The sequence below is a fragment of the Moorena sp. genome (assembly GCF_982860115.1).
In genome coordinates this window covers 1-12907 of record NZ_CEYLVT010000210.1, presented here as the reverse complement: position 1 = coordinate 12907, position 12907 = coordinate 1, and the positions used below count along the sequence as shown (strand labels likewise).

Below are 12907 nucleotides of genomic sequence, written 5' to 3'. Positions count from 1 at the left end.
CTGTGGACGATGTAGCCACTACAGAGTTAATGACTCGCTTCTATCAGAGGTTAGCTAAGGGCAAGGTTACCAAGGCTGAAGCTCTGCGTGAAGCTCAACAGGAGTTGTTGCAGACGGACGAATTTAAGCACCCCTATTACTGGTCGGCTTTTATTTTGTTGGGAAATTGGTTGTGAAAATTAGGGGGTAGGGTGTGGGGTGTGGGGTGTGGGGAGAGTGGAATTAGGGTGTGGGGTGTGGGGTGTGGGGAGTAGTTGTATTTGGTGCGATCACTAAAAGCGATCGCATAAGCGCGGAAGCTGAGGCCGTAGGCCAATCGCTTTTTTGTGCTGCTGACCAATGTAGTGTGTCAGTGTCTTGATGCAGTCGCTCATGGGGGGAAACCCCTTTTGGCGGCGCTGCATCGCTGCAATAGTTTTTTTGACCCCTCTTTCCACCCTTAACATTCTTACAACTTTTAAAACACTTACCACCCTCTAGCTAAAGATAGCGGTAATGCAATAGTTTTTATGACCCCTTTAACTTTTTACCCTATTACCACCCTTACAACCCTCTAGTTAGAAATAGCGTCAATGTCTTGATGCAGTCGCTCATGGGGGGAAACCCCCTTTAGCGGCGCTGCATCGCTGCAATAGTTTTTCTACACCCTTGCATCTTATGAGAACTTGTGTTAAAATAACAGTATCGTTAAAGCAATGGTTTTACCGCCATGATGATTTCTACCGCCCAAGCTGCTGAATTACTAGGTGTTTCTGCTACTCGTGTTCGTTTCCTGCTGAGCAAGGGCAGAGTTAAAGGGGCTTATAAGGTGGGTAGAACTTGGGTGATTCCTCTGTTTGACGGTATGCCGGTGGTCACCCCTGGTACTCGCGGACCGAAGCGGAATTGGTCAAAGCGCACGGAGTACACTAAGGCTGTGATTCACGTTAATCAAAGGGTAATTCGCCAAAATCTCAAGAGCGGGGAGCGCAACCCTGTGATAACGGTCAAACGGGGTTCTAAAAATATTTATGGTCATACGGTAGAGGTCAATGGCCCCTGTCGGGTGATGTATCGTCCTGATGATCCTTTACATTGTGGGGCTAGGGTGTGGATTGAGACGATTTCTGATTTTAAGGTGAGCTGATTGGGCCAGCCGTCAGCCGTCAGCTTATTTTATTCAAAAGCTGTTCGCACCTCAAGTAGCCTGGTCATTCAAGTAGCGTGGCTGGCCAAGACCTTTGGCTGATAGCTGATAGCTGATAGCTGATAGCTGATAGCTGAATAACTAATCTAAAAACCAATCGAAATTTCGGCTAATTAACAATTCTGTCTTCTTGGCATGGTGAGTGTTTTTCATCGCAATAGGTTGTATAGCAAATTCATAGTGACTTGCTAAATCCCTTGTTTCTTCTGTATTGTCATAGCTCATCAGAAAATCGCCTTCTAATTTGCTAGCAAGTTTAAATAGAGCTTCATGAACAACTGCTGAATATCGATAGAGCCTGCGCCCAGCTTTTAGATAAGGTGGATCAATAAAGTAAATAGCATCATTGCGGTGATAATTTTGCTCACAAACCTCAAACCCATCCCCGGCAATAAATTGAATTTTTGTCTTGATTTTATCAATAGAAAGTATGCGCTTTTTCAGGGTTTCAGGATACCAGCGTGACGTGATTCCTTTGCCATTTTCCCCATTTTTCATAAAACTAGCACCATCAGCCAGAATTCCACCACGATTAACGCGATTTTTCACTAGTGTTGCGAAAGCGAGAGATTCAAGAGATTCATTTGCAGAATTAATAGCTTGCTTAGCACTCTTTGGAGTTAGATTAAAATTGACAATAGTTTCCGCTAACCATTCGGCACCACCACCTAAAATGACCTGCCACACAGCAGCAACCCCTTCATCTTTTTCTACCATAGTCACTCTACCTACTAAATTCTCGAAAGCAGCAGTAAGACTGACTATACCTCCACCAGCAAAAGGTTCAAAAAGTTCCTTATCTGTACCACCTTTATTATACAACCATTGGCGAATTTGGGGGATTAGCCAAGTTTTACCACCAGCATAGCGAAATGGGCTACGTTGCGGCACACTAGCTACATTTATGACTTTTTTATGACTGATGAGAGAGGCAGTATTAAATAGCTCAAGTTGAGTCATTGGCTTATCCTTTATTGTAAAGGAAGATCTACTATGGTTTGAGTATCTGGAGGATTATCTAGTTTATCATCAAGTTTCTGTTGAAGCACTTCAAGGAAATCTTCTACGTTACCAGCTTTCGGTGTTGAAATAGCGTTAATTGCTGCCCAGTATTCTGTATAAACTACATCGTGTAACGTCAAATTGAACTGATTTTTTTCCGGTTCTAGGGTGTAAAGATGCCAGGCAACTTCCGATTTATCCCATTCAACCTGTGGCAATTGTGGCAGAGTATCAAAGAAACTCTTTTGTAAAACGATTACCTGTTTCTTATTCCACTCACGAAAAATTGACCCCTTATACAAAAGCTGAGGGAGGAGGCGTTTGCGTGAGGATGATAGATAATCTGGACTAGGATAATAAGTTGTCAATTTTGCCCAATCTATAGTTTCCCAGTCTTCAGGATTACTAATATACCTTTCAAAGGGTTTTCTAACGTTACCAGAAATATAAACAGCTTGCACTTCTACAGAGCCAAAATCTAAAACTTTTCCTCGATCATCATAAGAAACTAAGACTAGATCAATATTTCCAGCGGACTGACCATTGGCATCTTTCAAGCGAACCTCTGTCAGGGAAGTCCAATTAGTTTCCTCTCCAAAGAAATAATTAGCGGCATTTTCAGCAATTAGCCAATCCTGTCGGAAGCGAACTGGACAAGTAATGACCGATTCATCCCTGTGATAGATACTACATACACCTAGAGGATTGTTTGCCTTATCTTTGGTGCAATTCGGCACCTTATTGTTATAAGGACACAGTTTGTAGCGACGATAGCGCTTTGCCTGTTCTGTGAAGTTGTTAGTTGGGAATCCGAAGACCTCTGCAAGAGGATTGTTGGACATATCAATCTAGTATAGTACTTATGTAAATCTAAGACTACCGTAAAAAGATCAAGATATTGATTGAAGTTGTACCGCGAAGGGTGAAGCTAGATGATTGCTTGCGGGTGAACAGCTAAGGTGGCAATTTAGAGTCAGCAGCAATCCATTGATGCGATTGGCCGTAGGCCACGCTACGCTCCGGAAGCAAAGCTTCCGCGCTTATGCGATTGGCCGTAGGCCACGCTACGCGATGCGACCTAGGAGCCGCTAAAAGCGATTGGCCTCTGGCCACGCTTCGCGAACGCATCAAACTAGACAAAACCAGTAGCAGCTTTCCTAGTGCTAGCGTAGTTAATTATGGATTTAGTCTTTTAACAATAAAGGATATGAGTTTACAGTCTAATGCAAAAGTTGCTATCATCCGTACAGAAAGAGGATTGACGATCTCAGGTACGCGCATCACACTCTATGATGTAATGGATTACCTAACTGCCCAATATCCTCCTAAGTTTATTCGTGGTCTGTTCAACTTAACCGAGGAACAAATTAACGCTGCTCTGACCTATATTAAGGCTAATCGTGCTGAAGTCGAAGCTGAGTATCAAATTGTCTTGAAAGAAGCTGAAGAATTGCGACAGTATTATGAACAGCGGAATCGTGACCTGATTGCCCGACTTGCCAAAAAGCCACCATTACCAGGTAGGGAGGCGGCTTGGGAAAAGCTGCAAGCGCAGAAAGCCAAACATCTAGCTCAATTTGAGTCCCAGCCATGATTTTCCTGGTTGATCATAATCTTGAAGGACATGCTCTAATTTTGTCAGGTAGTATTGCTAGCCTAGGCTGGTTGGATCTGTTACCTATTCGCTTTGTCACTTTTGCAGAGATTGAATTATCCATTACTAGTGATGACAGAGTAGTTTGGCGTTTTGCACAAGCCAATCAAATGATCCTGCTAACAGCCAATCGAAGTATGAACGACAAGAATTCTCTAGAGAAAGTGATGCGTGAAGAAAATACATCTACTTCATTACCTGTTGTCACAATTGGAGATTCTGATCGAGTTCTGAGTGATCCTGATTATCGCAATCGTTGTGTTGATCGGCTAATTGAGATTATCTTTGACATTGATGACTATAGAGGTTCAATGAGACTTTTCATTCCATAAATACGAAGCTCAAGAATGACAAACCTTTGCTTGCCTAATTAAACTCAGTTAAGGTGGCCATATAGTCACCAGCAATCAATTGATGCGTTCGCGAAGCGTGGCCGTAGGCCAATCGCTTTTAGCGGCTCCTAGGTCGCATCGCGAAGCGTGGCCGTAGGCCAATCGCATAAGCGCGGAAGCTTTGCTTCCGGAGCGTAGCGTGACCTACGATAAATCGCAACCAAGTTCCAGCAGACTTCCTAGTGCAATAGTGGAGGCAGTAATGAAGCGAGATTTAGATTATTTCATTGGTGAGCGTGCTGAACATCTGGCGATAGTATACTTGACACGTAGCCACGATCTAGTTGTGGAAAGGATGAAGGCTGATTATGGGCTAGATATGTTGGTAACAATACTACAGGATAAATTACCGACAGGAAGGGTTTTTGGTGTTCACATCAAAGGTCGAGACAAAGCTTTCAACGACATACAGCAAGAAGCGTCACTAGTTTTGTCTGACCAAGAAAAGAAGTACTTTCAAGATTTGCCCTTCCCGGTATGTGTATTGTTTTTCACTATGGACGATGACAGGGGCTATTACCGATGGTTGAAGTATCCAAGTGAATCCAACCAGAGCCTTCATACTCTTGAAAACAATCAATGGCGTTCTCTGGATCAGGAGCAGGTTAGCCAGATAATCGCAGACGTTAATGCTTGGTATAATCGAAAGCACCAATCGGCTGCATAACAACACCCATGGATCCGAGCGCCTTACCGTTAGGCTCACAATCAGGAGACTTAAGTGGCATACAGTGACTTTACTCTCAAGAAAGTAAAGCTTGACTTCAATATCCAGACTGTGGAGGATCAGTCACTATTTTCCAATACTGAAGAACTTGAAATAAGTGATTATCTGGCACAGACCTTAAAAAGAAATGTCCCTTTAGCGTTAGCCATTAATACGGAAAAAGCTAGGTCAGAACTAATCATTATCAATATCTTACTGGAAGTTAAAGAAAAATCATCTGAAAAAATTAGTTTATTCTCAGGCATTGATTTTAATGTAGATAGGGAAAAAGGCTTAACTGGATTTTGTGATTATATCATTAGCGGTTCAGAAGAGCAGTTATATTTAGATTTACCGGTAATTACAATAGTTGAAGCGAAAAATGAAAATATTATTTCTGGCTTAGGTCAATGTATTGCCGAAATGTATGCGGCTCAACTCTTTAATCAAGAAGCAAGTCATGAGTTACCCTGTGTATATGGTGCAGTAACAACAGGGGATGAATGGAGGTTTGTTAAGCTTGATAAAAATGTCGCTTATATAGATAATGATAGCTATTATATTAGTGATATTAATAAAATTATTGGGATTCTAGTAAACATGGTTAAAGGAGAAGCCTAAGACGTAAGCATTCAGCCGTCAGCCGTCAGTGGTCAGTGGTCAGTATTCTCCCGATTCCCTATTCCCGATTCCCGATTCCCTAAAACCCAATCGACAAGTTAGATAATTGTGAAATCAATCCTATAATTCCGCCGATTAACACTAACCATAGGGAATTTATCTTAAAGCGAAATACCAGCACTGCGCTAGCTATTGCTACCATAACGGTTAACCAATCCACTAGGGCAGTACGTGCTAAAATATAAGTTACTCCTGTCATCAATCCTAAGGAAGCAGCATTAACACCGTCAAGGAATCCACTTGCCCAAGGGGATTGGCGTAGTTTGGAGACCCAAGGATTGAGGATTCCCACTAACACAAAGGCAGGCAAGAAGATTCCAATTGTTGCAGCGATTGCGCCAACATTTCCATTCAGGAGATAGCCAATAAAGGTAGCAGTGGTAAACACAGGACCGGGAGTGACTTGACCGATTGCGATCGCATCAAGCAATTGTTGGGAAGTCAGCCATTGGTGACGCTCTACTAAATCTTGTTGTAGAAACGCCAGCAGCACATAGCCACTACCATATAGAACGGAGCCAATTTTTAGGAAGAATAGGAAGACACTAACGGAAGATACTGAAGCAGCGGATGGTACACTAGTTTGTGCTAAAAGACTAGAGAAAGGCACAAGTAAAGCACCTGTAATATTGTTTCCTCTACGCCACAGGGTTTTGACTAGCATTACCGCAGCTCCGACTAACAGCAGTAATAGAATTTCATGGGTACCTAAGAAGAAAGCGATAGTAGCTGCAATTCCTGCTACTGTGGTGGGAATATCTTTTGCTGCTTTTTTCCCCAACTTCCATAACGCTTGTAAAACAATAGCGATGATAACTGGTTTGATACCATAGAGGAGCCACTCTACCTGGGGCACACTCTGATAACGGGCATAAATTGCTGCCATGATCCAGACAATCACCATTGCTGGTAAGATAAAACAAGAACCAGCAACAAACAGCCCTCGCCATCCAGCTCGCTCATAACCAATGTGAATCGCTAATTCTGTAGAGTTAGGACCTGGAATAAGATTGGTAACGCCCAGTAGATCCAGCAGCTTCTCATGACTCATCCACTGTCGTCGCTTCACTACTTCATCATCCATCATGGCAATGTGAGCAGCTGGGCCACCAAAGGCAATTGTCCCCAATTTAAAAAAGACTAGTGCTAATTCTTTTAGTCGTTGCCCCTCTTGTTGTGGGGAAAGTTGAGCGTCAGAACTGTTGTGCTGGTCAGGCTGAATATCGTCTATTTCGTTAGACACTGGTTTGACTCGAAAGGTGTCAAGGTTAATATACCAAAGGGAACAGGGAGCAGGGAACAGGGAACAGGGAATCGGGAATCGGGAATCGGGAGTCGGGAGTCGGGGTAATAAAATGTAATGTATAGTTATTTGCAGATAACTTATTATCGATAGTTCAGCATGTAGCTGTTCCCGTAGCGTGCGCGTTTTTGTGGTTATTTTATTTGCCTTTTGCCTTTTGCCTTTTGCCTATTGCCTATTGCCTATTGCCTACTCCCTACTCCCGATTCCCGATTCCCGATTCCCGATTCCCTTTACTATTATATTGGTTATTTTTATGGTACACTCTCACTAGAGTAATCTGGTGTAATCTATGGCTAAGTTTTACTCAGAAATCAATCAAGATTTAATAGAGTTTATTGAGGAGCAAAAGATATTTTTTACAGCCACAGCTCCCCATCAAGGTCGTATTAACTTATCCCCCAAAGGGATTAACACTTTTCGGTGTATTGATAATAAAACAGTAGCGTATCTAGATTTAACCGGTAGCGGTAACGAGACATCTGCTCATTTGCTGGAAAATGGCAGAATGACCATCATGTTTTGTAGCTTCACTGAAAAGCCATTAATTCTCCGCCTTTATGGTCACGGTCAGGTAATTCGACCTAGGGATAATGAATGGGAAAAATTTTACTCCCTATTCAATAGCCTACCAGGGGAAAGACAGATTATTGTATTAAATGTAGAATCTGCCCAAACCTCCTGTGGTTATGGTGTACCTTTGTATGACTTAAAAGGAGAGAGGGAAACTCTAATCAAGTGGGCGAATAAGAAGGGAGAAAAGGGAATTCACGACTATTGGCAAGCCAAGAATCTTGAGAGTATAGATGGGTTACCGACTAATCTTTTATAAGATTAACAAGAATTAAGAATTAAGAATTAAGAATTAAGAATTTTACATTCTACATTCTTAATTCTGCATTCTACATTCTGACAAACAACCAAACTCACTTATTTTTTAGTTTGGTCTAGGTTAGCGGCAGCGCTATTGACCTCTATGGGATTTTCCTGAACTAAAACACTATTGATATGTGATTGCTCTCCATTAATCAAAGCAGTTGCTTGCTGTAATGCCTCGATGCGATCGCTAACTCGGTTTCTTTCTGGTAATAGTTGCAGGATTTTCAACTTTTCTAGCCTTTGCTTAACCCTACCAGTCGCACCTACGATAAACACATCACGACGTTTGCCACGAGCCTCCTTAACCATAGTCTCTATCGCTAAAGAAGCCGTAACTCCCAACAAGGTAACATCGCTCAGATCTAAGATCAGGACATCATACTTTTCCACCATCCCCATCCGCTGAGAGATACCCTTGGCTGCACCAAAGCTCATTGGTCCGCCGAGACGGAATAAGAAAATTCGACCACGAGCCTGTTTCAGAAGTTGTTTTTCTTCATAGCTCAAACTCTTTTCACCATCATCAGGAGCAGTAATTTCCTTGATTTGATTAATTTGGAGGTCAGTGAGGTTTTTGACAGTCAACAGGTTGGCAATGAACACCCCAACGGCAACGGCTGTAATTAGGTCAACAAATACAGTCATGAATAACACTAAATACATTAATGCTGCTGCCTTGAGGGAGACTTGATGGGCTCGTTTGAGAAAGCTCCAGTCAATAATATCGATGCCTACTTTAATCAAGATGCCCGCCAGTACAGCATGGGGAATACTTTCAGTGAGGCTTCCTGCCCCCACAACAACTTCTAGCAGCACTAGGGCATGAATCATGCCTGAAAGGGGGGTTTGACCACCAGCCTTAACATTGATTACCGTCCGCATGGTAGCACCAGCACCAGGTAGCCCACCAAACAAGCCAGCAATCGTATTACCGATACCCTGACCAATTAATTCTCGGTCAGAGTCGTGCTGGGTACGGGTAATATTATCAGCAACCATGGACGTTAACAGAGAGTCGATAGCTCCCAAGGTTGCTAACATTAGACCATAGCCAAGCATCTCTTTGAGCTGCCTGAAATCAAAGACTGGCAACTGTAGCTTGGGTAAGCCTGTGGGGATTTCTCCAATCCGTCTGAGCTCGCTGTCTGGCAGGTCTGGGAAAAAGACAACCGATATCAACGTACAGACTATCAGTGCTAGCAAGGGGGATGGAATTAATCGACTCAGCCTCCTAGGTGATCCAAACATAATCACCAGAGTCAGGATTGCTAAACCAGTAGCGGCATAATGGGGATTACCAACAAAGGTAGGAAAATTGCTGACAGATTCCACCACACTGCCAGAACTAGGATGCCCGAAAAATGGACCAATCTGTAACAACAGAATGATCACACCAATCCCTGACATAAAGCCAGATATAACTGTGTAGGGCATCAGGGTAATATATTTACCCAGCCGCAACACCCCAAATAAGATTTGAAATATCCCCCCTAGCATGACAACGGTAAATGCCATGGCTAGACCATTCTCTGGGTTTTTAGACACTAGCGCCGTAAACACCGTTGCCATCACTACGGTCATCGGGCCAGTGGGACCAGAAATCTGAGAGGGAGTACCGCCAAACAGAGCGGCAAACAGACCAACAAAAATAGCGCCGTAAAGACCATGAATTGCCCCAGCACCGGAGGATACTCCAAAGGCTAGGGCTAATGGTAGTGCAACAATGGCAGCAGTCAGGCCGCCAAAGACATCACCGCGCAAATTACGGAAATGTAAACCATTCACAAATTGCATGAGTGGGTAATTTAGTGAGAGAATAATACCTGCTCTAGGCCCACATCTAATTGATTCTTTCCATATAACTTGGAATTCCTACCATGATGGTATAGGAAAATCTAAGGGGTAGAGCCATCCAAATATAGAAACCGAGATTTACCTGAGCAACACTAAAGTATATGGAAGCAAGAGTTGCTTATAGCAATAATTGCTATATAAGATGCCATAGAATTTTACACTAGAATTTTACACTGCCAGAAGTGAAACTTTTTAGAGTTTTGGTTAATCGATAGAGTTTTAGCATTAAATCAATGGATGAGATGCACTAGAGACTCTAATCGCCCCAGGGCAAACGAAGCTAAATTCTACAAACCTTACTCAGAAGCCATGCAGAGGTGCGAACCTTGGCAAATTTAATAATTAGATGGGGAAAGCGCACCTAACAAAGATTTAAGAATTAATAATAATTTAACAATTAATAATAATTTAACAATTAATCAGCAAAAATACTTATCTTATCAAGATTATATCCAGAGGTGCGACCCGTGGCGAATTTAATTCTTAATGGTAAGAGCGCACCTATAGGCACTTCAAAATAACACAGGTTTACCCTAGTCATCTCCCTAAAGAATAATTGAGCAAGGTTAGTGGGAGTACACAGAAGGATTGGTGGATTATTTCGCAAATTCTGGTCAAAAATTCCTGGAAAATCAATTACTCTGACCAGAGATTAGAGACTAGAGATTAGACAGTTCATGTAGGGTGGGCAGTGCATCAGACAGATAATGAAGCTTGCAAAGTGCTTTGGTACGCACTGCCCACCCTACGATTAATGACAATGGTGCAAGATCTCAGTTAAATCAGATTGGGATACTCCTGGTAAGATTGGGCTAATCACTGGTAACCTATCCTGCTGTTGACGAGAAAGCATGCAAAAAATCCTGAGTTGGGCAATACTAGCTTCTGTGATTACATTACCTGTTTTACCTGTTTCGGCTGAGCAACCCCTTTTCCTGGCCTATCCCCCCCGTGAGCATAAAACTACTGCAGAGAAAATTTTCTTGATTGGTACTGCAGCCCCCACTTCACAGGTGTTGGTCAATGGTAGACCTATCCCCCGTAGCCAAAGTGGGAATTTTGCTCCTAGTTTCCCTCTGCAGCTGGGAGAAAATCGGTTTACCTTGCGCTATTTAAACCAGGAAATTCAAGTTACCGTAACCCGGCTGTCTACTGAACCACAGTTACCACAAGGTTTGGGATTTGCCAAAGATTCCCTGACCCCAGCAGCAGATATTGCTAGGTTACCTGGAGAACAGATTTGTTTTGGTGCGATCGCATCCCCTAGTGCTACAGTTTCTGTCACCCTGGGCAATCAACGGATTTCCTTACTCCCTCAATCCCAAGATGTCCAACTTCCGTCTAATTTTGCCGTATTGACTGGTCAAAACCAACCTACACCTCGTGCAGTGATTAATAACTACCAGGGATGCGCTGAGGTATCACAGGCTGGTAATTTTGGCAACCCTGTGTTTCAACTAAATCTCAATGGCGAGACAATCAGTCAGCGGGGTACAGGTACAGTGGAAATTCTATCTCCTAACCGCTTAGAGGTAATAGAGGTAATAGAAGAGGCTGGGGTTGCCCGCACTGGACCGAGTACTAGCTATTCTCGCTTAACGCCTTTACCAAAGGGAACTAGAGCAGCAGTTACTGGTAAACAAGGAGACTGGTTACGTCTTGATTATGGTGCGTGGATTCGCCAAAAGGAAACCAAGGTGATTCCTGGTGCAACTCCTCCGAAGTCGATTATTCGCAGTATCACCTCCCGACAGGTACCTGGAGCAACAGAAATTCTCTTTCCCCTAGAGATACCAGTACCAGTGAGTGTGCAGCAGTCAGATAAAACCTTTACCCTAACGCTACATAATCTAACGGCTCAAACCGATACGATTTTCCTGAATGATGGCCCAGTGATTAAGCGCCTAGACTGGTACCAAGTTACTCCAGACCGGGTGGAGTATAATTTTCGACTAAAATCTGAGCAGCAGTGGGGGTATGACTTAAGGTATGAAGGCACTACTCTAATTCTGTCTCTGAGACATCCACCCAACTTGAGCAGTAGAACCAGACTGGGTGTATCGACTCAGCAGTTAGCAGGAATTAAGATACTGCTCGATCCCGGACATGGGGGAGCTGAAACAGGAGCGAGCGGACCGAATGGGTATCCAGAAAAGGATGTTAATTTAGTAGTCTCGAAACTGTTGCAAAAGGAATTGGTACAACGGGGAGCAACGGTATATATGACACGGGAAACTGATAAGGATGTGTCATTACGAGACCGGATGGATATGATTCACGAACTAGAACCAACGATTGCCCTTTCTATCCATTACAATGCACTACCAGATTATGGTGATGCTATTAATACTGCTGGGATCGGAATGTTTTGGTATCATACCCAAGCCCACGATTTATCAGTGTTTTTGCATAATTATTTAGTCCAAAAGCTCCGGCGTCCATCCTATGGAGTATTTTGGAATAATCTCGCCCTAACCCGTCCTCACAAAGCTCCTTCGGTGCTATTGGAATTGGGATTTATGATTAATCCAGTGGAATTTGAATGGATTAGCAATCCCCGAGAACAAAGGCAATTGGCTAATGCGATCGCAGATGGAATTACTGAATGGTTGGCTACCGTCGAGTAATGCACTAGGGAAAATCAGGATTACTGAGGGTAACAACTAATCGTGAAATAAGTTTGTTATACAAAGAGGGATCAGAGATTTGTAATGGTTGAGCCATGGCATCAAACTCTTCCTCTTCCACAGCGAGATAAGCGTCAATCTGATCACGATTAGCTAAGTAAAAAGCGATCGCTCCGTAAACCTGTTCAAGGGTCAACAGTGGGAAAGATTGAACAATACTTTCCGGTGATAATCCGTTGCGGAAAGTATACACAACGGAGTCGAGAGAAATTCGTGTGCCTGCGATCCAGTAACCATTATCCCGATATTCTACATAGGTTTTAGCTTCTACAAGTGGCATCAATTTACCTTGAATATATCTATTGAGATCATATAACTGAAACAACTGGAACAAAAAACTGAGATCAATACTGAGACATTCTGCTCTTGTCTGCCAATTATGCTGAAACTATCGATAGCTATCGATATAGCAATCAAAACTCAGATAACGATAAGTATTTTTACTTACGTTATTTGATGAGGTGCGCTCTGGATATCCCCTGAAGCGCGTTCGCGTAGCGTGGCCTTTTGGCCAAGGTCAATCGCACAAGCGCGGAAGCTTCGCTTCATCGCGTTTTCTGGTT

Annotated in this window: 14 protein-coding genes; 9 read left to right on the top strand and 5 right to left on the bottom strand. The window is 43.0% G+C overall.

The window, feature by feature from the left end; genetic code table 11:
- Window positions 1–29: 29 nt before the first annotated feature.
- Together AC4II3_RS26030 and AC4II3_RS26025 are read left to right on the top strand one after the other, a co-directional pair.
- Entirely contained in the window at window positions 30–176 is a 147-nt protein-coding gene (locus tag AC4II3_RS26030; RefSeq protein WP_488012787.1) for a CHAT domain-containing protein, read from the top strand.
- A 533-nt stretch (window positions 177–709) separates the two neighbouring features.
- A complete protein-coding gene (locus tag AC4II3_RS26025) occupies window positions 710–1126 on the top strand; it encodes a helix-turn-helix domain-containing protein (RefSeq protein WP_070395812.1) in 417 nt (138 codons plus the stop codon).
- 141 nt (window positions 1127–1267) lie between these two features.
- Here AC4II3_RS26025 and AC4II3_RS26020 read toward each other — a convergent pair whose 3' ends face one another.
- A complete protein-coding gene (locus AC4II3_RS26020) occupies window positions 1268–2146 on the bottom strand; it encodes a DNA adenine methylase (protein WP_488012783.1) in 879 nt (292 codons plus the stop codon).
- A gap of 11 nt (window positions 2147–2157) precedes the next feature.
- Entirely contained in the window at window positions 2158–3030 is an 873-nt protein-coding gene (locus tag AC4II3_RS26015; protein WP_488012781.1) for a NotI family restriction endonuclease, read from the bottom strand.
- A 365-nt stretch (window positions 3031–3395) separates the two neighbouring features.
- Between AC4II3_RS26015 and AC4II3_RS26010 the strand changes: the two genes are divergently transcribed.
- From AC4II3_RS26010 to AC4II3_RS25995, 4 genes are all read left to right on the top strand, one after another.
- Window positions 3396–3782 carry a DUF433 domain-containing protein gene (locus AC4II3_RS26010; protein ID WP_488012785.1) on the top strand — a complete coding sequence of 129 codons (387 nt, stop codon included), beginning with the start codon at window positions 3396–3398 and terminating at the stop codon, window positions 3780–3782.
- On the top strand, window positions 3779–4174 hold the full coding sequence (locus AC4II3_RS26005; protein WP_424098980.1) for an ACP S-malonyltransferase: 396 nt from the start codon (window positions 3779–3781) through the stop codon (window positions 4172–4174). Before AC4II3_RS26010 ends, AC4II3_RS26005 begins: the two co-directional genes overlap by 4 nt.
- 262 nt (window positions 4175–4436) lie before the next feature.
- On the top strand, window positions 4437–4901 hold the full coding sequence (locus AC4II3_RS26000) for a DUF4365 domain-containing protein (RefSeq protein ID WP_488012779.1): 465 nt from the start codon (window positions 4437–4439) through the stop codon (window positions 4899–4901).
- A 54-nt stretch (window positions 4902–4955) separates the two neighbouring features.
- Window positions 4956–5561 carry a hypothetical protein gene (locus tag AC4II3_RS25995; RefSeq protein WP_488012777.1) on the top strand — a complete coding sequence of 202 codons (606 nt, stop codon included), beginning with the start codon at window positions 4956–4958 and terminating at the stop codon, window positions 5559–5561.
- A gap of 79 nt (window positions 5562–5640) precedes the next feature.
- Here AC4II3_RS25995 and AC4II3_RS25990 read toward each other — a convergent pair whose 3' ends face one another.
- On the bottom strand, window positions 5641–6864 hold the full coding sequence (locus tag AC4II3_RS25990; RefSeq protein WP_488012775.1) for a chromate transporter: 1224 nt from the start codon (window positions 6862–6864) through the stop codon (window positions 5641–5643).
- 210 nt (window positions 6865–7074) lie between these two features.
- Here AC4II3_RS25990 and AC4II3_RS25985 point away from each other — a divergent pair, with 210 nt between their 5' ends.
- On the top strand, window positions 7075–7203 hold the full coding sequence (locus AC4II3_RS25985; RefSeq protein ID WP_488012773.1) for a hypothetical protein: 129 nt from the start codon (window positions 7075–7077) through the stop codon (window positions 7201–7203).
- Window positions 7204–7216: 13 nt separating this feature from the next.
- Window positions 7217–7756, top strand: coding sequence for a pyridoxamine 5'-phosphate oxidase family protein (locus AC4II3_RS25980; RefSeq protein ID WP_488012771.1), 540 nt, complete (start codon window positions 7217–7219; stop codon window positions 7754–7756).
- Between the two features lie 98 nt (window positions 7757–7854).
- Here the strand turns inward: AC4II3_RS25980 and AC4II3_RS25975 are convergent, their stop codons facing one another.
- Window positions 7855–9597 (bottom strand): SulP family inorganic anion transporter, encoded by a 1743-nt coding sequence (locus AC4II3_RS25975; protein ID WP_488012769.1) that lies wholly within the window; start codon window positions 9595–9597, stop codon window positions 7855–7857.
- A 911-nt stretch (window positions 9598–10508) separates the two neighbouring features.
- Here AC4II3_RS25975 and AC4II3_RS25970 point away from each other — a divergent pair.
- Complete coding sequence (locus AC4II3_RS25970; RefSeq protein WP_488012767.1) at window positions 10509–12284, top strand: N-acetylmuramoyl-L-alanine amidase; 1776 nt, start codon at window positions 10509–10511, stop codon at window positions 12282–12284.
- 4 nt (window positions 12285–12288) lie between these two features.
- Here the strand turns inward: AC4II3_RS25970 and AC4II3_RS25965 are convergent, their stop codons facing one another.
- Window positions 12289–12624, bottom strand: a complete 336-nt coding sequence (locus tag AC4II3_RS25965; RefSeq protein WP_488012765.1) for a DUF433 domain-containing protein — start codon at window positions 12622–12624, stop codon at window positions 12289–12291.
- Between the last annotated feature and the right edge of the window lie 283 nt (window positions 12625–12907).

What these genes read in the sequence shown, in the direction of transcription:
- AC4II3_RS26030 (WP_488012787.1), top strand. Translation starts at nt 30, where the DNA reads ATGACTCGCTTCTATCAGAGGTTAGCTAAGGGCAAGGTTACCAAGGCT.
- AC4II3_RS26025 (WP_070395812.1), top strand. Translation starts at nt 710, where the DNA reads ATGATGATTTCTACCGCCCAAGCTGCTGAATTACTAGGTGTTTCTGCT.
- AC4II3_RS26020 (WP_488012783.1), bottom strand. Translation starts at nt 2,146, where the DNA reads ATGACTCAACTTGAGCTATTTAATACTGCCTCTCTCATCAGTCATAAA.
- AC4II3_RS26015 (WP_488012781.1), bottom strand. Translation starts at nt 3,030, where the DNA reads ATGTCCAACAATCCTCTTGCAGAGGTCTTCGGATTCCCAACTAACAAC.
- AC4II3_RS26010 (WP_488012785.1), top strand. Translation starts at nt 3,396, where the DNA reads ATGAGTTTACAGTCTAATGCAAAAGTTGCTATCATCCGTACAGAAAGA.
- AC4II3_RS26005 (WP_424098980.1), top strand. Translation starts at nt 3,779, where the DNA reads ATGATTTTCCTGGTTGATCATAATCTTGAAGGACATGCTCTAATTTTG.
- AC4II3_RS26000 (WP_488012779.1), top strand. Translation starts at nt 4,437, where the DNA reads ATGAAGCGAGATTTAGATTATTTCATTGGTGAGCGTGCTGAACATCTG.
- AC4II3_RS25980 (WP_488012771.1), top strand. Translation starts at nt 7,217, where the DNA reads ATGGCTAAGTTTTACTCAGAAATCAATCAAGATTTAATAGAGTTTATT.
- AC4II3_RS25975 (WP_488012769.1), bottom strand. Translation starts at nt 9,597, where the DNA reads ATGCAATTTGTGAATGGTTTACATTTCCGTAATTTGCGCGGTGATGTC.
- AC4II3_RS25970 (WP_488012767.1), top strand. Translation starts at nt 10,509, where the DNA reads ATGCAAAAAATCCTGAGTTGGGCAATACTAGCTTCTGTGATTACATTA.
- AC4II3_RS25965 (WP_488012765.1), bottom strand. Translation starts at nt 12,624, where the DNA reads ATGCCACTTGTAGAAGCTAAAACCTATGTAGAATATCGGGATAATGGT.